Genomic DNA, 17,454 nt, shown 5'->3' on the forward strand with positions numbered 1-17,454 from the left:
GGGCGCGGGGTCGACGGTTTCGGTGATCTCGGCGGCCTTGCCGGGCCGGGGAGCCTTGGCGGTCCGGGTTGCCTTGACGGCCTTGGCCGGCGGGGTCGCGGCGGTCTTGGTCTTGGGAGACGGCTTCATTCGGCCTCCCCCTCGCGCAGGCCGACGCGATAACCGGCCAGGCCGTAGTAGAGGATGTACAGATAGCAGGGCGCCATCAGGGCCAGGAACACGAACTGGAAGTCGTAGTGCTGCTTGAGCACCGCGAAGGCCTGCGGAATGATCGCGCCGCCGGCGATGCCCATGATCAGCAGCGCGGCGCCGCGCTCGGTGGCCTCGCCCAGCGCGCGGATCGCGAGCGGGAAGATGGCGGGCCACATCATGGCGTTGGCGAATCCCAGCGCGGCGACGAAGGCCACCGACACATAGCCCTGCGTGGTCCAGGCGCACAGCGAGAGCACGACGCCCAGCGACGCGGACACCGCCAGGTAGCGCTGCTGCGAGATGTACTTCGGGATCAGGACCAGGCCGGCCACGTAGCCCAGCAGCATCGCCACCAGCGTGAACGAGGTGAAGAACTTGGTCTGGTCGGCCGGCAGGTTGAAGCCCGCGCCGTAGGTGCCGATCGCGTCGCCGGCCATTACTTCCACGCCGACGTAGACGAAGAGGCAGAGCACGCCCAGCCACAGGTGCGGGAAGGCGAACACGCCGCGCCTGGCGCCAGTGGCGGCGGCCTCGCCGCGGTTGGCCTCGGCGGCGCGGATGTCCGGCAGCGGCGAGCGCAGGATGCCCACGGCCAGGACGGCCAGCACGCCGGCCATGATCATGTAGGGCGTGTGGATCTTCTGCGCGAAGGTGTTCAGCAGGATGTCGCGCGTGGTGGCGTCGGCCGTCTTGAGGCTCTCCGCCAGGCCGCCGACGTCGGACAGCACCACCGCGCCCAGCAGCAGCGGCGCGAGGATGCCGGCCACCTTGTTGCAGATCCCCATCCACGCGATGCGCTGGGCGGCGCTCTCGATCGGGCCGACGATGCTGATGTAGGGATTGGCGGCCGTCTGCAGCAGCGACAGGCCCGCGCCGATCACGAACAGCCCGGTCAGCGCGCCGGGATACAGGCGCATCGACACGAACTGGCCGAAGACCACCGCGCCCGCGGCGATGACCAGCAGGCCGATGGCCATGCCGCGCTTCATGCCGGTGCGCCTGAACACCGCCGCCGACGGTAGGGCCAGGAAGAAGTAGGACAGGTAGAACGCCATCGGCACGAGGAAGGCGTTCACGTCGTCCAGATCGAAGGCCAGCTTCACGAAGGCGATCAACGGTCCGTTGATCCAGGTGAAGAAGCCCATGATGAAGAACAGCAGGCCAATGATCGCCACCGGACCGAGCGGCGCTCGATGGGCGGGCGGTGAAACGGTTCCGGCGATGGACATGCAGGCCTCCGAGGTGAGCAGACTTGTTTATCTTTCTTGATGACACTGTTGTCAATCGAGTCCCGGCACTGTCTCAGTTGCGCACTCGCGCTAAACAGGCCTCCACCACAGGGGAAAGTCGATTCCCGCTGAGATTCAAGCACTGATCGACGAGGGAAAACACCGAGCTCTGACGGCGTAATCTGTCCAATGCAGACATTGATTGACAACAGTGTCATTTGCGCTTGAAACTCTTTCGAATGCGCTCTTCCCTGCCTTCGTTCGAACCCGGCGCGTCCGGCCCTGACGTCTTCTTCCTCGCGGCCGACGTGGGGGGCACCCACGCGCGCGTCGGGCTGGGCCGCACCGTGCAGGCCGCGTCCGGCGACAGTCCGGTGGAACTGCTGCACGGCGAGGTCTTCTCCTGCGCGCAATGGCCGGGGCTGGGGGAGCTGCTGGCGGACTTCGTCGCCCGGCTGGCCGATACGTCCTGGGGGGCCGAGGTGTCGATCCAGGCCTGCGTGCTGGCCTGCGCCGGCTACGTGCAGGAGGACCAGGTCGTGAACCGCAACCTGCCGTGGCCGGTGTCGGTCTCCGCGCTGCGGCAGCGGCTGGGCATCGAGCGGCTCACCGTGATCAACGATTTCGAGGCGCTGGCGCACGCGGTGCCCTACGTCAAGCCGTGGGACATGCGGCCGCTGATGACGGGCGACGGTAGCGCGGGGGGGCTGGCCTCCGGCACGATCGTCGTCATGGGGCCGGGCACGGGCCTGGGCTGCGCCGCGGTGCTGCCGGGCAGCGCGGGGCCGCAGGTGCTGCCAACGGAGGCGGCGCATGTGTCGCTCGCGCCGGGCACCGCGCGCGAGATCGACATCCTGCGCCTGCTCGCGGGCGACCGCGACCACGTGCCGGTGGAGAACGCGCTGTCGGGGCCGGGGCTGCTCAAGCTCTACCGGGCGATCTCGACGCTGCGCGGCGAGTCACCCGTGCTGGACACGCCGGCCGCGGTGACGGGCGCGGCGCTGGAGCAGCGCTCGGAGGCCGCGATCGAGGCGCTGAGCACCTTCTGCGCCCTGCTGGGCAGCTTCGCTGCGGACCTGGCGGCGCTCTACGGCGCGCACGGCGGGATCCTGCTCGCGGGCGGCATCCTTCCGCGGATCGAGTCCTTCCTGCAGCAGAGCGATTTCAAGAAGCGCTTCCTCAACAAGGGCGTGCTGGCGCCGTTCCTCGAGCGCGTGCCGGTCCACCTGATCGACCACGGCGACCTGGGCGTGCTGGGGGCGGCGTGCTGGCTGGAGAGGGAACTGCGGCGCGAGTGAGCCGCGGCAGCGCCCCGATCCGCCGTTGGAGTGGCGCCCGCGAAGCCGAATCGCAGGCGTCAACGGGACGCGCGAGATACTCGCCCGATGGCCGACGAACCGACACGCCCTTCTTCCTCGCCCGGACCCGAGCCGAAGCCATTGGAAGGCCAGCATGATGCGCGGCCACTGTCCCACGAGCATCACGAGCCGGATTTCATCTCGGCCGTGCGTGAGGATCTCTCCGATTGGCGCCAGTGGCTGTCCCGCGCCGTGGTGCTCGCCTTCGCCATCGCTGCGGGCCTGGCGGTGGTGCTGTTCACGTGGGTCAGCGACCAGGCCATCTCGGCGTTCGCCGCGATGCGCAGCTGGTCGCCTTGGGCACCATTGATCTGGACGCCTTGCTGCACGGCGGCGCTCGTCTGGGTGACCCGCCGTTTTTCGCCTGGCGCCGCCGGCTCGGGCATCCCTCAGGTGATGGCCGCCCTGTCGACCCGCGTGCCGGCGAGTCAGCGGGGACTCTTCGTGTCGCTGCGCCTGAGCATCGCCAAGCTCCTGCTCGTCTCTGGCGGCTTGCTCGGCGGCCTGGCGATTGGCCGGGAAGGCCCTTCGGTGCAGATTGCCGCGGGCGTGATGCAACACGCGCAGCGGTGGCTGCCGCGACGCTCCGCGCTGAACCATGACGGCCTTCTGGTGGCCGGCGGGGCTGCGGGGATAGCGGCCGCCTTCAATGCCCCGCTGGCTGGCGTGATGTTCGCGATCGAAGAACTGACGCGCAAGCTCGAACAGCGCAGCAGCGGCCTCATCATCGCGGCCATCGTGCTGTCGGGCCTGATGGCGGTCTCGGTCTTCGGCAATGCGAGTTACTTTGGCCGCCTCCGGGTGGACCATCTGACCTGGTCTCATCTGCTTCCGGGTTTGCTGACCGCGATCGGCTGTGGCCTGGCGGGCGGCGTGTTCTCGCGCTTGCTGCAGCGCAGCCTGCTTGGCGGCGACGATCGATTCAGCCGATGGCGCGCCAGATTCCCGGTGCGCTTCGCCTTCGCCTGCGGGCTGGCAATCGCGCTGCTGGGTCTGGTGAGCCATGGCGCCACCGACGGCAGCGGCTATGAGTACACCCGCGGGCTGGTCGAAGGGCATCTCGACCTGCCGGTGCTCTACGTGACCTTGCGGATCGTGGCCACCTGGTTGGCGGTCTGGTCGGGGGTGCCAGGGGGCATCTTCGCGCCTTCACTGGCCATTGGCGCAGGCATCGGCAGCGACATCGCGCAACTCACCGCCACCACAGAAGGCGCGGCCGCATTGATCGCCATCGGCATGACGGCGTTTCTCGCCGCTGTGACCCAGGCGCCGGTCACCGCCTTCATCATCGTGATGGAGATGGTCGACGGCCACTCGATGGTGCTGAGCCTGATGGCCGCCGCCTTGCTGGCGAGCCTGGTGTCGCGCTGGATCAGCGTGCCGATCTATCACCGCCTGGCTCAGGCACAACTCGCGCGACTGCCAGCCGACACCGCGGAACCCACCAGTCCACCCTCCCGCGCCTAGGCGCGCTTCGGTCACGAGCTCATCGCGCTCGCGGCCACGCCGGCGGGCGCGCGGCCATTCAGTTGATGATCTCGCCCATGCCGGCTTCAACGCGAGCGCGAAGCGTCTCGATGAACTCGGTGTCGTACTTCTCCCAGTCCTCCAGCTCGCCAACGACCTTCAGGGCGTGCGTGCTCCGATACGAGCGCGTCGGATTGCCGGGAAACTTCTTGTCCGTCACGTTCGGATCGTTCTCGAAGTCGCCGAGGGGCTCGACGAGGTAGACCCGTGGTCGGCCGTTCCCCTTGGCGATCTCGGCAGCGAGTCCGGCGCCTTTGGCGATCGCCGTGAAGTAGATGTGGTTCATCACCAGGCTCGGCTTGTAGTTGGACGTGAAGCCTGGCTTGAGCAGATCGCCGGACCGGAGGTCGGCTTTGGTGCCATGGAAGAAGGGCCCCTGATCGAGTGCCTGCATGTGTGCTCCGTGCGGGGAATCGGCGTTCAACGCAGCGCTCAACACCGAATGGGGCGCGACAGGACGTCGTGCGCGGTCGGCATCTTACGCAGCCCGACGCGCTCGTCGGCGCCGCGCTGAGCTCGGCAACGCGACCGCGCCCGGCATGAGCGCCTGAGCGACGCGATGAGCAGACCAAGACCCGCGATGACCATGGCCGATGTCGACGGCTCCGGCACCGGCACCACGGGCGGGGCCGCCAACGGCGGCGCGACGGTGGGTGGCAGCTCCGTCACGGCCGGCGGCAGCACGAAGAGCGGCGGCGGGGGAATCGCCGTCGGCGGTGAGCCCGTTGGCGGCGGCCCGATGGATACCCGCGGCGGCTCACGAACGAGCCCGGCGGCGTCGCGGGCACGCCGGTCAGCGGAGACGGCGGCAAGGTCGACAGCGGCGTCGGCGAGTCCCCAGGCACCGGTGCGGGCACACCGGCGCGGGTGGATCGAAGACCAGTTCTTCATCACCCGGCGGCCTGGCGCCACCGCCACCGCTGCCCGGCACGCGCTCGATGCGGCTGACATTGCGACACACCGTCGGAACCATCACGCAAGCCGAGCCCTCGCAGTAGACGAGCGCGCGCTCGCGCAGCCCTTCGCTCCAACCGGCGCGGCTGACGGTGCCGCACACGCGGCCCTCGCCGAAATGCATGCCGCGAATGCCAGGCTCGTAATCGGCGCGACCCACGATGCGGTCGCGCGAGATTTCGACCACGTCGTCGTACTCGTGCGCGCGCATCCGGGCCTTGAGCCGCTCGCGCACTGCGGGCGCGATGTCCGTATAGCGATCAACGGCCGCGGGCACGTCGCCCATGAAGCTGTCCTGCCCCGGCCTGTCCCAGGAACAGGCGGCCGGCCCGGCGGCGGTGGCGGCAGCCACGGAATGGGCGATCGCCGCGCCCATGGCCATCGCGGCCAGTCTGGTCAACAAGCGGTGCATCGGCAGGGTGGCGGCCCTGTGGACCTTGTCGGAGTGGAAACCGACAACGGTCTGGCAAGTCAGATACCCGGGGGGCAGGACTTGCGCTGGCGGGCCGGGACATGCCGGTGCGTATTTCGGAGTGCGCTGCGTTGATCTCTAGTCGGTTTTGACTGAGCAGCGGTCGTCATACGGAAACAGGTCGGCGTGGTCCTTCGTGCAGACCACGAAACATCGGTTGACGACCAACTCACGTCGCTCCTGCGCGCTCAGTCCCCCGTTGTCCACATCACCCGGTGGAACTTTGGATAGATCGATGTCGCCATCCACGTTGAAATGGAACACTCCGTCCAGGAGATAGTCCCGCCGAAAGTCCGTTCGCCAAGACGAGTTGCTTCCCCAGCCATGGGCGAGGTCGTGATGCGGGCGAGTCTTTCTGCGGTGTGCCCAATACAGCGTTGATTGGTCCGCTATCCCCGGGGCCATGTGCGCCGAGCCAGCGGACACAGAGACCCCGGCACGCATGAAGAGCATCGGGCCGAGCATCAGGCAGGGCCAGTGGTACTTCAGGATTCGAGCCGGTCGAGCGGGATCGGCAATGGGCGTCAGTCCGACGATCTCGTGATGGAAGGGCGACCATCGTTCGGAGTGAACGATGTCCAATCCGATGCATTGTGCGAACCGACGAAACTCATCCCCTGTGACCGCTGGTCCCGGCCATTCGCTGCCATCGGCAGACCCCGCCTGGAATCGAAGCGCGAGCAGTTCGAGCACACGATGGGCCGCATAGAGATGCCAGAGTTCTTCGCCGGACATCTTGGGAATCGGAGTGCCTGTGCGGGCACCCAGAGATCGCAGCAGCTCGATTTCTGAGGGGTTGTTTTCCAACCAAGGGCGCAGGAGGTCATCGAAGGCAGCCTGACCTTCGTATTCCAGCAGCGAGTGATATAGAGAGCGGAAGGACATCTTCTGGGCGGTGTTCGTCGGCCTTGCGCAGATTGTCCGGCGTATGCCATCGAGCTAGGTCAGCACCTTGCAAGCTGCTCAGAAGCGTGCGCGGAACCCGGGATCGGGGAGGCGGATGCAAGGTCCGCTGCATCTCACTGCAAGCTGCCGGTTCGAGCTGCAAGCGACATTCATTAAGCGGCGTTCTGGCTGCTGCGCTCGGTGGACGTGCTGAAATAGTCGCCATGCCACGCTTCATGCTCGACCGAACTGTTCAAGCCCCTCCCGGGTACGCTGAGCGCGGCTGCGCTCTTGTGAGCTACCGGCTGCCGCTTCTTGACCATTGCTTCGTGCTTTGCCACGAAACGTCGCTCGTTCAGCCTGACGCGACGCGCAATGAACTGCTTCAATTCTTCATCTCTGAGGCCGGCGGCTGGCTGAACAGGCAGTTGGCGACAGGGAAGCGTTCATGCTCATTCATAGCGGGCGTTCTGTCCGGAAGCGGGCGAATTGGCACCTGCATGTGTTCGTTGTGCAGCGTCGCTGGCAGAAGGCATGGGTCTACGCCATCCTTGCCTTCAAGAACATGGCGCTTTGCTTCCGCCACGGTTTGGTAGGCCTGAGGCCCCAGTGATCAGCGCCATCGAGATCCGAGATCGTGTCAGTCCTCGAGTGCCGTCGAGCAGGCGCCTACAGAGGGGACTCCAACCCGAGTGGACGTACGGTCCTGGCCATCGGCGGTGGCCTCGCTGGCGGTTTCAGGCTGATTGCCGTCGCCCGCACCACTGTATGTGCACGGCAGCAACCGGCCGGCAGCAGTCGGTGAACGCCGCACGCGCTGACCCGGCAGGTGCTGCCGCATTCAATTTCAAGACCGCGCGCTGATTTCCTCGTTTCACTCGCTAGGTATTGAGAAACATGTTCTACCCGACGCCACCTGTGAAACTTGGATGCGTTTGAGTTGAGACTGACAAAAGGTCTTACGCTGGACTGGTCCGACGTTTGACGAACATGCCTGAAGGTCAGCAGTCGCAAGCAGCGATTTAGAAAGCCTTCACGTCAATGACGACGACATCGAGGGTCGAGCAAATCTTGTCGAGCACGTCTTTGGCATACGTCTCGAACTGCGTGACTTTTGCAGCGTCGTCCACCGCGGAAAGCGTCGCAATTGGTGCGGCCACTCCGCCAACGCCTGACAGCAGGAGCGCCATGCTCTTGATAAGATTTTGGTCCGCGTGATCTCGACTGACCGCAACGGAAACTGACAACACGTTGTCAAGCGTGAAGACGCTCTCGGTCACGATGTCCGGCAGCGGTCCAGCAGACGACTTGGCGCCCTTGATGACAGAAACCAAACGCAGAAGCCTAGACATGGCGTCTCCTCGGTCTACGCAAACAGATGTTCTTCGAACCTCAGCCCGAGCGCTACGCCCCAGACCTTATTACCACCGGCATCAATCGAATCCCTGGAAACCGTCAGGCGCGATACATCCCATTGGTCTGGCAACTTCATCGGGATGGCGGCGTTGATTGCGCTGGCAATTGCGCCTTGAACGAAGCCGGCTCCGTAGATGTTTGCCACGATGGTTAGCGCGACATCCTGCAGCTGTTCAAAGATGGGCTTCCAGCTAGGGTCGACGTTGATGGGAAGGAATGGGGTGATCTTCTGGACGCGTATGCGTTTCGCCGCGGCATCGACGTCTAGAGTCACTGCAAGGCCCAACTCCAATTCAAGCCGCGGAATTTCAGTCCACGGCTCGTGGCTCTCGGTACAGCGCTTTCCCCAGTCAAATAGCTCTGGACACGGGTAGCTGTACGCCACGCGGACCCCAACTCCGTGAATGCCCCCAACGACCTTGAAGGCCAACTTCTGGTCGCTACTCCATTCAGGCTCAAACACCACTCTGACGGGCAACGTCTCGACGAAGGGCGTCACATCCTCCAATCGAACCTGTCCAAGAGTGATGATGCCAAGGGCGTCGCCGAGGAACTCAAGCGGCGTTCCGACCGCCTTGCTCAGCCAGTCAAGGGCGCTATCGACGCCCACGGCGGCGAGCTTGCCCAGCGCGCTGATGATTTGTGGCAAGAACGGCCAGCCCACTGGCACTCGGCCGGGATTAAATGTCGCCACCGAAAAGCCCGTGACCAAGAACGCGATGTCGCTGACAGCCGTAGCAGTCTTGGTTCGGTGCGTTAGCGGCAGCAGTGGCTGGTGCTCGATGCGGTGGTGACTGAGGCTGATGTTCTTGAGCGGAACGTTCAGTCCGGTCTCCGAGTCCACAATGGTCGCCGCCTCGACCTTCGCCCTGAAGCCGTACTGGTCCGAGAGCGCGTCACGCGCAGCTGAGAGGACCAACAGGTTTTGGGGACTGGACTGGACGTCAATCTCAACGCCAGCCTTGCTGTACTTGGCGCTGCCGTAGGCCACCGATATCCCAGACGAAATTTCTCTGAGTTCGCCACTGGTCACATCGACCAGGAGGTTGTCAGCAAGCAATGCCCCGCCCGGACCCGGGGCAACTCCAACGACAGCGAAGTCAGCGGTAGGGGCAAGGTTGAGTTGGCTAAACGAGGCCGCGATTCCAGACAGCCTGGCAGTGACTGCGAGGCCCGCATCTACTGCAGAACCGCGCAGCTGCGATTGGATGGTCGCCCGCTTCACGTCGAGACGAGGAGCAACGATGGTCACCTGCTTTGCAAGGGCTAGCGTTGGTGCCTGCACGGATACGGTTGAGCATTCGAGACGAATCTCACCTGACTCAGCTTGAGAGCTGGTCGAGTCGAAGGAATACCAGACATCAGCGGCAGAGAGACGTGTCTGGCCGCTTGTGATTTCCACTGCTGGTGCTGGAGCAGTTCCAGTGGCAACAACCTTGGCGGCATCGCAGGTACCGATGAGTGACTGCAGCCAGATTGAACCTGTGCCGTCCGAGTACGAGTACGTGAAGTCCAGTGTCAAGACAAGGCGGCCGTTGGAGACAACCGCCTCCATCCCTTCGCCTACGGCGAGCTTGGCATCGCCGTCGAACCGAGCGTCGTCAATGGTGAGGGTGGCGGCCACCACTCCATGAGCCAGGTCAATGGCGATTGAACGCAGTGAAACGCTGGCGGTGCACTCGGGGAGGGACACCGGACCGAGGTCAATGGCCGGAATCTTTGACCTCAGCGCACTGATTCCTGGAATCACCAAGATGGTCGGACTGATGTCGACGCCCTTGAGCCATTGCCACAGGTCGGAGTTATCCACGCCCGGTGGAAGGTACTGGGCAGCTGCGGATGCCACGTTCCAAGAAGGGCTCAATCCCTGTCTCAGCGACTCTGCAAACGCAGCCAGGCGGTTGTCTGCAGCGGTGCTAAGAGTCGAAGTTCCGCGCTGCGCCCCGTCTAAGCGCACCGTGCTCTGCTCTACGCCGTGGAGCACCGACAGTCGAACCTGCTCCCCGCGCGGGGTCACACCTTCGAGGCGCCACTCTCCGCTTTGAGCCTTCAGTGCCGATATCAACAGCTGCAGACTTGCTGCTTGTGCGTGTTCCACGACAGTTCGCCTTACTTCGGTACGAAAGCAATCTGGTAGCTCATGCTGTCGCCGGGCGCGACGGTCGCCGTTTTTTCTTGGGGCGGCTTCATGCTGCGTCTCGATTGCCTGCGGAGGCCGTCAACTTGACCTTCGCGTCCTTGTCGGTGTTGTTGAGGAAGGTCACCAACGCGAAGGTTGCGTCTACTCGTTGGAGAGGAATCGTCAGGACGCCGGAGGCTGCGGTATTCGTAGTCTTGTACAGCGGGGATGAAGGCCGGAAAACCGACTGCCCCTCGAACTGCGGAGGAGTCGTCGCAAGGGTCGAACTGCGCCAAGCGCAGGTGACCTCTCCACCTGAGCTGGACACGGCAATGAAGCCGATGTTTGTGGTCTTGTCGCTCGCCGTTCCGACCGCGTGCTCCATCTGGATGAGTTCCATCGCGCTCTTCTCCAAGTAGAAATCGGCGTCGCCACAGCCCGGTGCGGCGAGTCGCTGTCAGCTTACGGAAGGACAAGTGCGTCGAGTCCTTGCCTTCAGAAATCAGAGTTCTGTGAAGCAGAACTTGGGCGGCGGCGCACTATGTGTGGGTACGGAGGGCGCCCACGCTAACGGGGCAGATTGGGTGTGCCATCCACAAACTTGAGGATGCTGCTTTAAAGCGTGTCGAAAATGCTATGTGAAGTAGTCATATACCGCGCGTACCGCTATCGTTCAGTCGACCGACTGCTTGTTGCCAGCTAGCGCGTGTCCGTGCGGCGACCGTCACGGACTGCAATCGCTGCGATGCTGCCGCGGCTTCAGGCTGGTCAGAGTCATTCGCAGCATGGGACGTGAACGACAGTGCCAACCTAGACCGGTCGTTGATCGCTGGCAACCCCACCGTCTGCGCCACTGCCGACACCAGCCGCTCGGCCGAGACACTCCAGCTCCGCCAACTCGAACGACTGCTCCGGCTCGCCGCGACTGGCTCAAGTCGACCCTCCCGAGACATCCGCCGTCCTGATCTCGTTGCCGCAAAGCTGCCGGTCGGCAAGCTACACAGCCACGATGTTTGCGACCAGCGTCAAGAACCTGAACTGCCGGAGCTTAAGCGGGCAGCCAAGTCAGGTTGACGCCAGTCAAGGCACCGCGCCACGTACCAGCGCATGCGAGGAAACACCGGCGCTTCGGGCCTCCAGTTCCCTTATCGCGGCAGCTACCGCAGACCAATCGGTCGGCGGTGCTGGCAGCTCAAGGGCGCGGTCGATGGATCGCTCGCGGACTAGCTGCTCTCGACGTAGCTCTTCGATGTCTATGCGAATGTTCTCAGCAAGAGCACCTTGGGCAACTTGCAAGACTCGTTGAGCCATTTGTTCAACCAGTCGCTCATGGAACCCTAGGACCTCTGCTCTAAATGCCGCACGAGGTATGTTCCAAGCGCCAAATTGAGCGGACCAAGTTTGGCAGCCGTCCAGGAGCTTGCCTCGGTTGTCCCACTGAATGTGAACGGAATTGGAGTCCGACCACATGACGACGTTAGTTGACGGGGTGAGGTAGCCGGAATCCAGTGTGCGACGACCGAGCCACGAGCCCGCGTCGTCCAGCAGACCCAGGACCTCCTCTGAGGAATCACGCTCATCTATCGTCGCGCACCACTTTGACCAGAAATGGTCCCAACCTGAAGACTCATCGAGAGCGATGTACCTGCGGAGCTCTTCAGGAATCGGCTCTAGCGCGTAGGGCGCGAGGTCAAGCACGTCCTCAAGAAGGCGAACGACTTGGTAGTCGCAGAAGCGTGATACGCCAAATCGAGTCTGGGCGGCATCGCTGTACTCAAACAGCCTGCGGTCGCCAACCTGAATCCAGTACTCCCCGTCGGTCAGGCCGAACCAGTGCAGATTCGGGTCAGTGGGTCCACCCCATGGCTGAACTTGTTCGACCGGACGAAGCTTGAATTGGAAGGTCGGACCCTGCATTGGTTGAAGGCTCAGGGGGTAAAAACGTGCTCCGCCACAGGGCCTGTGGCAATGCAAAAGACTACCTTAGGGTAGCTAGGTCAGGGCGAAACCCATCGTGGCCCGCTGCGTCGGCACTCTCACTGCATGCGTGCTCTCAGCGCTCAACATGCAGCTAGACGCTGTTCCATGACGGAAGCCGATGACGCAGCCTTCCCGCTCTGTAATAGGTGGCGACCGCCGCTCCCCAGATCAGCGTTGTGACCGCACTTGCAAGAAGCACGGCAAGCGGCGACGTCGCCCATGTTTCGTGATCCATCATGCACAGCCCCAGCACGCAGAGGCCAAGGGGGAGTCCATTGACAAGCGCGACACCGCCGAAGCTCATGAAATGCGGCGGAGGAATCCGAATCCCCAACTTCCAATACGCTGGATACATGGGCGGAAGATAAGTGCCTCTGTCCATCCCTGTTCGCTCAAGGATGCGTAACGCCCGGGTCACCTTCTCTTTGAAAATTTCAGAGCGCATATTCATCTGTTGACAGAACGTCAGAGGCGCAAAGAGTCCCGACGTGCGCCCCCTCACTCCACCGTCACACTCTTCGCCAGATTCCTCGGCTTATCCACGTCCGTGCCGCGCGCGCACGCCGTGTGATACGCCAGCAGCTGCAGCGGCACCGTATGCAGGATCGGGCTCAGCGCGCCGTAATGCTCCGGCAGCCGGATCACATGCAGCCCCGGCTCGCTCTCGATCCGCGTGTCGCCGTCCGCGAAGACGAACAGCTCGCCACCGCGCGCCCGCACTTCCTGCATGTTGCTCTTGAGCTTCTCCAGCAGCGTGTCGTTCGGCGCCACCGTCACCACCGGCATCTGCGCCGTCACCAGCGCCAGCGGGCCGTGCTTCAGCTCACCCGCCGGGTAGGCCTCGGCGTGGATGTAGCTGATCTCCTTGAGCTTCAGCGCCCCCTCCAGCGCGATCGGGTAATGCAGCCCGCGACCCAGGAACAGCGCGTTCTCCTTGCGCGCGAATTCCTCGCTCCACGCGATCACCTGCGGCTCCAGCGCCAGCACCGCCTGCACCGCCACCGGCAGGTGGCGCAGCGCCTTCAGGTGCTCGGCCTCCTGCTCGTCCGTCAGGTGGCCCCGGGTCTGCGCCAGCGCCAGCGTCAGCAGGAACAGGCCCACCAGCTGCGTCGTGAAAGCCTTCGTCGACGCCACGCCGATCTCGGCGCCGGCGCGCGTGATGTAGGCCAGCGCGCATTCGCGCACCATCGCGCTCGTCGACACGTTGCACACCGTCAGCGTGTGCAGCATCCCCAGCGAGCGCGCATGCTTGAGCGCCGCCAGCGTGTCCGCCGTCTCGCCGCTCTGGCTGATCGTCACCACCAGCGTGCGCGGATTCGGAACGCTCTCGCGGTAGCGGTACTCGCTGGCGATCTCCACGCTGGTCGGGATCTTCGCGATGCTCTCCAGCCAGTACTTGGCCGTCGAACCCGCGTAATAGCTGGTCCCGCACGCCAGGATCAGCACCGAGTCGACCTCCTTGAACACCCGGTACGCGCCGTCGCCGAAGAGCTCCGGGCTGATGCCCGTCACCGCGTCCAGCGTGTTGGCGATCGCCACCGGCTGCTCGAAGATCTCCTTCTGCATGTAGTGCCGGTACGGCCCGAGCTCCGCGGCGCCGCTGTGCGCATGCACCGTCTTCACCTCGCGCTCGACATTGACGAAGCGCCCCGTCGCCTCATCCTTGCGGCTGATCCAGTACCGACCCAATTGCAGGTCGACGACGTCACCCTCTTCCAGGTAGACGATCTGGTCGGTCACGCCGGCCAATGCCATCGCGTCCGAGGCGACGAAATTGGCGCCCGCGTATTCGTCCCTGCCCACGCCCAGCACCATCGGCGAGCCCTCGCGCGCGCCGATCACCCGATGCGGCTCGTCCTTGTGGAACACCGCGATCGCATACGCGCCGCGCAGTTGCCCCACCGCGGTCTGCACCGCCTCCAGCAGGTCGCCGTGGTAATGGAAGTCCACCAAATGGGCGATGACCTCGGTGTCGGTCTGGCTGTGGAAGACATAACCGCGGCCCTTCAGCTCGGCGCGCAGTTCGTCGTGGTTCTCGATGATCCCGTTGTGGACCAGCGCCACGCGGCCAGGCTGGCGATGCGCCTCGGCGCCCGGGCCGTGAGAGAAGTGCGGATGGGCGTTGTGCACCGCCGGCGCACCGTGCGTCGCCCAGCGCGTGTGCGCGATGCCGGTGCCGGCCGCCACGCCGTCCTGCGCGGCCAGCGCCTGCAGCTCCGCCACCCGCGAGGTGCTGCGCGCCCGGCGCAGCATGCCGTCCTGGTGCACCGCCACGCCGCAGGAGTCATAGCCGCGGTACTCGAGCCGCTTCAGGCCCTCGATCAGGATGGGAACGATGTCTTTCTGGCTGACCGCGCCGACGATGCCGCACATGGTGTGTCTCCCCGGGTGTCCCGGATGAATTGCGAATGGGCGCCATCCTAGGCACGCCGATCAGGTGGATGCTTTCAAATTTATGCCACCAATGAAAGAATCACTCGCTCTCGACGCATTGCGCCATATTCTTTCATCGACAAATAAATCATGAAATCTTCCATCGAGCTGGACACCATCGATCTGAGGGTGTTGGACCTCCTCCAGCAGGATGCGTCGCTTTCCAACCAAGCCTTGGCGGAACGCGCGCATGTCTCGCCCGCCACCTGCCTGCGCCGCGTGCGACGGCTGGTGGAGACCGGCGTGATCGAGAAGCAGGTGGCCATCCTCTCGCCGGACAAGCTGGGCGCGGGCCTGTCGGCACTGGTCGAGATCACGCTCGACCGCCAGGGCGCCGAGCATCTGGACGCCTTCGAGGCCATCGCCGTCGCGGCGCCCGAGGTCCAGCAGTGCTGGCGCGTCGCGCCGGGGCCGGACTTCGTGCTGGTGCTGCAGGTGCCGGACATGCCGGCCTATCACGTGCTGGTGCAGCGGCTCTTCACCCAGCAGGCCAACGTCCGCAACGTGAAGGCCTTCTTCAGCGTCAAGCGCGCGAAGTTCGAGCCGCGCCTGGCCCTCCCGGCGGCGCGCCCTTGAGGCCCCCCCCACTCTCCCGCTTGCGGGTGAGGCTCGGGAGAAGGCCAGCGCTTGCGCCGTCAGCGCTTGAGGATGAGCAACCCCTTGAGGTACTCGCCCTCCGGGAAGTAGATGGTCTGCGGATGATCCGGCGTCGCGCCGACGCGGTCCAGGATGAGCCCGTCCGCGCCCGCGTCGATGCCGGCGCCGGCCACGATCTTGTGGAACAGCTCCGGCCCCACGCCGCCCGAGCACGAGAAGGTGAAGAGCAGTCCGCCCGGATTCAGCAGCATCAGCCCGAGCCGGTTGATGTCCTTGTAGGCGCGCGCAGCGCGTTCCGCATGAGCCGCCGTCGGCGCGAACTTGGGCGGGTCCAGCACGATCGCGTCGAAGCGCCGCCCCTGACGGAGCAGGTCGCGCAGCGTGTGGTTCACGTCGGCATCCAGCGCCGTGTGCCGCGCCGGATCGAAGCCGTTGAGCGCGACGTGCGCGGTGGCGCGCTCGAGCGCGGGCCCGGACGAGTCCACGCTGATGACCTCGCTCGCGCCACCGGCGAGCGCCGCGACGGAGAAGCCGCCGGTGTAGCTGAAGCAGTTCAGCACCGACTGGCACCCGTACTGCCGCACCGCCTCGGCGAACTTGCGGCGGTTGTCGCGCTGGTCGAGGTAGTAGCCGGTCTTGTGGCCCTCGGCCACGTCCAGGCTGAGCTTCCAGGTGTTCTCCGAGATGACGATCTCGGTCGGGCCCTCGCCGCGCAGCCAGCCGGTGACCGGCGCCAGGCCCTCGAGCGTGCGCACGTTGGCGTCGGAGCGCTCGTACAGCCGCGTCAGTCCGGTCTGCGCGAGCAGCTGGTCGGCGATGGTCTGCTTCCAGCGCTCGGTGCCGGCGGACAGGAACTGCGCGCTGAGCGTGTCGCCGTAGCGGTCGACGATCAGCCCGGGCAGGCCGTCGGCCTCGCCATGGATCAGGCGCACGGCGTCGGAATCGATCGGCATGCGCGCCCGCAGCGCGATCGCGGCGGCGATGCGGCGCTCGAAAAAGGCGGCGTCGATGCGCTCCTGCTCATCGAAGCTCCAGGCGCGCACGCGGATCAGCGATTCCGGGCTGAACGACGCCCAGCACAGGAAGCGGCCATCGGCGGCCTCGACCCGCACGGTCTCGCCGGCGTCGGCCTTGCCCTTGGCGATGGAGCCCTCGAACACCCACGGGTGGCGGCGCAGCAGCGAGCGGTCCTTGCCCTCGCGCAGACGAATTGCTTTCATGGGGGCGGATTGTCCTTGACGACGGCGCTAGTCGCGCAAGCGCTCGCCCTTCGCCAGCACCCGCCTCAACTTCCGTTTTATCGGCCAATTATCGGGATGCCGATAATTTATCGGTCGGCCCGATAAAAGTGGATAAACCGCCTTGCCGCCGCTGCGGCTACTGCCTCAGCGCCACCGGTTTCGTCCCATCGCCGGCATCCTGAACGCCATCACTGCGCCTTCGGCCCCAAGGTCCCGAAGGCCCAGCCGATGTTCAGGCTGACCATGGGCGTGCTTTGCTTCTCGCCGCCGAGCGCCTTCCACTGGCCGACGCCGACCTTCACCCGCAGGCGGTCGCGGCCGGTGCCTTCCCATTGCGTCCAGACCTCGCCCTGCGTCACCGCGCCACCGCCGACCGACACGCCGCCGCCGCCCGCCGCGCCGACCAGCGCTTCCGCGCCGACACGCATGCCGTTCCACTTGGGCGACTGCGCGCCCAGGCCGAACATGCCGTAGGAGAACGCGCCCGCCTTGCCCAGCGCCGCGCTGCCCGCATGCGCCACGCCGTACCACGGGCCGCCGAAGTCGCGCGTCATGCCGATGCCCAGGCCGGTCACGTTGTCGCGCGAGCCGTCCTTGAACTTGAAGTCCTTGAAGTAGGGCGTGCTCAGGTACAGCGTCTGCGCGCGCACCGTGCCCGACTCGAGCGGCGGCGTGTTCAGGATGCGCGAGACCTTCTCCAGCGGCAGCGCCAGCGACGCGCGCACCTGGAAGGAGTCGTAATGGCCCCACGGCGCCTTCATGTAGCCCGCATCCAGCCGCAGCGTCGGCCCCCAGGGCGTGATCCAGCGCAGCGTCGGCCCGACCCGCACCAGCCAGCCGTTGCCGGTGTCCATGTCGCCGCCGCCGCCCAGGCCGAAGGACAGCTGCCCGCCCACCCGCAGGCGCTGGCTGCCGATGCCCGTCCTATTACGGGCAGTCGCTGTCGGGTCACCTGTCGCTGGTGCGCGCGGCCAAGCCGGTCGACGACTGGCTCGCGCAGCCCGACCTGGATCCGGAAATCCGCCAGCAACTGGTGCTGTCGCAGGCGCTG

At 65.2% G+C, this 17,454-nt stretch carries 16 protein-coding genes and 1 pseudogene; 4 read left to right on the forward strand and 13 right to left on the reverse strand.

Annotated elements, in window-relative coordinates; genetic code table 11:
- Positions 1-125 precede the first annotated feature (125 nt).
- Positions 126-1,421, reverse strand: a complete 1,296-nt coding sequence (locus tag FUT87_RS03295) for a sugar MFS transporter (protein ID WP_147240070.1) — start codon at positions 1,419-1,421, stop codon at positions 126-128.
- Between the two features lie 239 nt (positions 1,422-1,660).
- On the opposite strand from FUT87_RS03295, the gene FUT87_RS03300 reads away from it, so the two are divergent.
- Together FUT87_RS03300 and FUT87_RS03305 are read left to right on the forward strand one after the other, a co-directional pair.
- Positions 1,661-2,719 carry a glucokinase gene (locus FUT87_RS03300; protein WP_147240071.1) on the forward strand — a complete coding sequence of 353 codons (1,059 nt, stop codon included), beginning with the start codon at positions 1,661-1,663 and terminating at the stop codon, positions 2,717-2,719.
- Between the two features lie 87 nt (positions 2,720-2,806).
- Positions 2,807-4,246, forward strand: a complete 1,440-nt coding sequence (locus FUT87_RS03305; RefSeq protein ID WP_147240072.1) for a chloride channel protein — start codon at positions 2,807-2,809, stop codon at positions 4,244-4,246.
- Positions 4,247-4,304: 58 nt separating this feature from the next.
- On the opposite strand, the gene arr is transcribed toward FUT87_RS03305, so the two are convergent.
- From arr to glmS, 10 genes are all read right to left on the reverse strand, one after another.
- Entirely contained in the window at positions 4,305-4,700 is a 396-nt protein-coding gene (gene arr / locus FUT87_RS03310; RefSeq protein WP_147240084.1) for an NAD(+)--rifampin ADP-ribosyltransferase, read from the reverse strand.
- Positions 4,701-4,738: 38 nt separating this feature from the next.
- A complete protein-coding gene (locus tag FUT87_RS31565) occupies positions 4,739-5,197 on the reverse strand; it encodes a PEP-CTERM sorting domain-containing protein (RefSeq protein WP_404935352.1) in 459 nt (152 codons plus the stop codon).
- A complete protein-coding gene (locus tag FUT87_RS28335) occupies positions 5,100-5,642 on the reverse strand; it encodes an MHFG family PEP-CTERM protein (RefSeq protein WP_186830335.1) in 543 nt (180 codons plus the stop codon). The genes FUT87_RS31565 and FUT87_RS28335 overlap by 98 nt, the downstream gene beginning before the upstream one ends.
- Before the next feature lie 168 nt (positions 5,643-5,810).
- Entirely contained in the window at positions 5,811-6,617 is an 807-nt protein-coding gene (locus FUT87_RS03320; protein WP_147240074.1) for a hypothetical protein, read from the reverse strand.
- A gap of 1,022 nt (positions 6,618-7,639) precedes the next feature.
- Positions 7,640-7,969, reverse strand: a complete 330-nt coding sequence (locus FUT87_RS03325; RefSeq protein WP_147240075.1) for a hypothetical protein — start codon at positions 7,967-7,969, stop codon at positions 7,640-7,642.
- A gap of 14 nt (positions 7,970-7,983) precedes the next feature.
- The gene (locus tag FUT87_RS03330) at positions 7,984-10,131 is read right to left on the reverse strand and encodes a hypothetical protein (RefSeq protein ID WP_147240076.1); all 2,148 of its coding nucleotides are present in this window, start codon (positions 10,129-10,131) and stop codon (positions 7,984-7,986) included.
- 88 nt (positions 10,132-10,219) lie between these two features.
- On the reverse strand, positions 10,220-10,552 hold the full coding sequence (locus FUT87_RS03335) for a hypothetical protein (RefSeq protein WP_147240077.1): 333 nt from the start codon (positions 10,550-10,552) through the stop codon (positions 10,220-10,222).
- Positions 10,553-11,232: 680 nt separating this feature from the next.
- Entirely contained in the window at positions 11,233-12,069 is an 837-nt protein-coding gene (locus tag FUT87_RS03340) for a DUF5984 family protein (RefSeq protein ID WP_147240078.1), read from the reverse strand.
- A gap of 154 nt (positions 12,070-12,223) precedes the next feature.
- On the reverse strand, positions 12,224-12,583 hold the full coding sequence (locus FUT87_RS31570; protein ID WP_404935353.1) for a DUF6404 family protein: 360 nt from the start codon (positions 12,581-12,583) through the stop codon (positions 12,224-12,226).
- Between the two features lie 47 nt (positions 12,584-12,630).
- Positions 12,631-14,505, reverse strand: a complete 1,875-nt coding sequence (glmS, locus tag FUT87_RS03345) for a glutamine--fructose-6-phosphate transaminase (isomerizing) (protein ID WP_147240079.1) — start codon at positions 14,503-14,505, stop codon at positions 12,631-12,633.
- 150 nt (positions 14,506-14,655) lie between these two features.
- Here glmS and FUT87_RS03350 point away from each other — a divergent pair, with 150 nt between their 5' ends.
- Positions 14,656-15,141, forward strand: a complete 486-nt coding sequence (locus FUT87_RS03350; RefSeq protein ID WP_147240080.1) for an Lrp/AsnC family transcriptional regulator — start codon at positions 14,656-14,658, stop codon at positions 15,139-15,141.
- Between the two features lie 59 nt (positions 15,142-15,200).
- Here the strand turns inward: FUT87_RS03350 and FUT87_RS03355 are convergent, their stop codons facing one another.
- Both FUT87_RS03355 and FUT87_RS03360 read right to left on the reverse strand, forming a co-directional pair.
- Positions 15,201-16,382 carry a class I SAM-dependent rRNA methyltransferase gene (locus tag FUT87_RS03355; protein WP_147240081.1) on the reverse strand — a complete coding sequence of 394 codons (1,182 nt, stop codon included), beginning with the start codon at positions 16,380-16,382 and terminating at the stop codon, positions 15,201-15,203.
- Between the two features lie 209 nt (positions 16,383-16,591).
- Positions 16,592-17,299 carry a hypothetical protein gene (locus FUT87_RS03360; RefSeq protein WP_147240082.1) on the reverse strand — a complete coding sequence of 236 codons (708 nt, stop codon included), beginning with the start codon at positions 17,297-17,299 and terminating at the stop codon, positions 16,592-16,594.
- A 38-nt stretch (positions 17,300-17,337) separates the two neighbouring features.
- Here FUT87_RS03360 and FUT87_RS31575 point away from each other — a divergent pair.
- Positions 17,338-17,454 (forward strand): annotated as a pseudogene (locus FUT87_RS31575) (aminopeptidase); the annotation flags it as partial.

This window comes from Mitsuaria sp. TWR114, from assembly GCF_007997345.1.

What these genes read in the sequence shown, in the direction of transcription:
- FUT87_RS03295 (WP_147240070.1), bottom strand. Translation starts at nt 1,421, where the DNA reads ATGTCCATCGCCGGAACCGTTTCACCGCCCGCCCATCGAGCGCCGCTC.
- FUT87_RS03300 (WP_147240071.1), top strand. Translation starts at nt 1,661, where the DNA reads ATGCGCTCTTCCCTGCCTTCGTTCGAACCCGGCGCGTCCGGCCCTGAC.
- FUT87_RS03305 (WP_147240072.1), top strand. Translation starts at nt 2,807, where the DNA reads ATGGCCGACGAACCGACACGCCCTTCTTCCTCGCCCGGACCCGAGCCG.
- arr (WP_147240084.1), bottom strand. Translation starts at nt 4,700, where the DNA reads ATGCAGGCACTCGATCAGGGGCCCTTCTTCCATGGCACCAAAGCCGAC.
- FUT87_RS31565 (WP_404935352.1), bottom strand. Translation starts at nt 5,197, where the DNA reads ATGAAGAACTGGTCTTCGATCCACCCGCGCCGGTGTGCCCGCACCGGT.
- FUT87_RS28335 (WP_186830335.1), bottom strand. Translation starts at nt 5,642, where the DNA reads ATGGCCATGGGCGCGGCGATCGCCCATTCCGTGGCTGCCGCCACCGCC.
- FUT87_RS03320 (WP_147240074.1), bottom strand. Translation starts at nt 6,617, where the DNA reads ATGTCCTTCCGCTCTCTATATCACTCGCTGCTGGAATACGAAGGTCAG.
- FUT87_RS03325 (WP_147240075.1), bottom strand. Translation starts at nt 7,969, where the DNA reads ATGTCTAGGCTTCTGCGTTTGGTTTCTGTCATCAAGGGCGCCAAGTCG.
- FUT87_RS03335 (WP_147240077.1), bottom strand. Translation starts at nt 10,552, where the DNA reads ATGGAACTCATCCAGATGGAGCACGCGGTCGGAACGGCGAGCGACAAG.
- FUT87_RS03340 (WP_147240078.1), bottom strand. Translation starts at nt 12,069, where the DNA reads ATGCAGGGTCCGACCTTCCAATTCAAGCTTCGTCCGGTCGAACAAGTT.
- FUT87_RS31570 (WP_404935353.1), bottom strand. Translation starts at nt 12,583, where the DNA reads ATGAATATGCGCTCTGAAATTTTCAAAGAGAAGGTGACCCGGGCGTTA.
- glmS (WP_147240079.1), bottom strand. Translation starts at nt 14,505, where the DNA reads ATGTGCGGCATCGTCGGCGCGGTCAGCCAGAAAGACATCGTTCCCATC.
- FUT87_RS03350 (WP_147240080.1), top strand. Translation starts at nt 14,656, where the DNA reads ATGAAATCTTCCATCGAGCTGGACACCATCGATCTGAGGGTGTTGGAC.
- FUT87_RS03355 (WP_147240081.1), bottom strand. Translation starts at nt 16,382, where the DNA reads ATGAAAGCAATTCGTCTGCGCGAGGGCAAGGACCGCTCGCTGCTGCGC.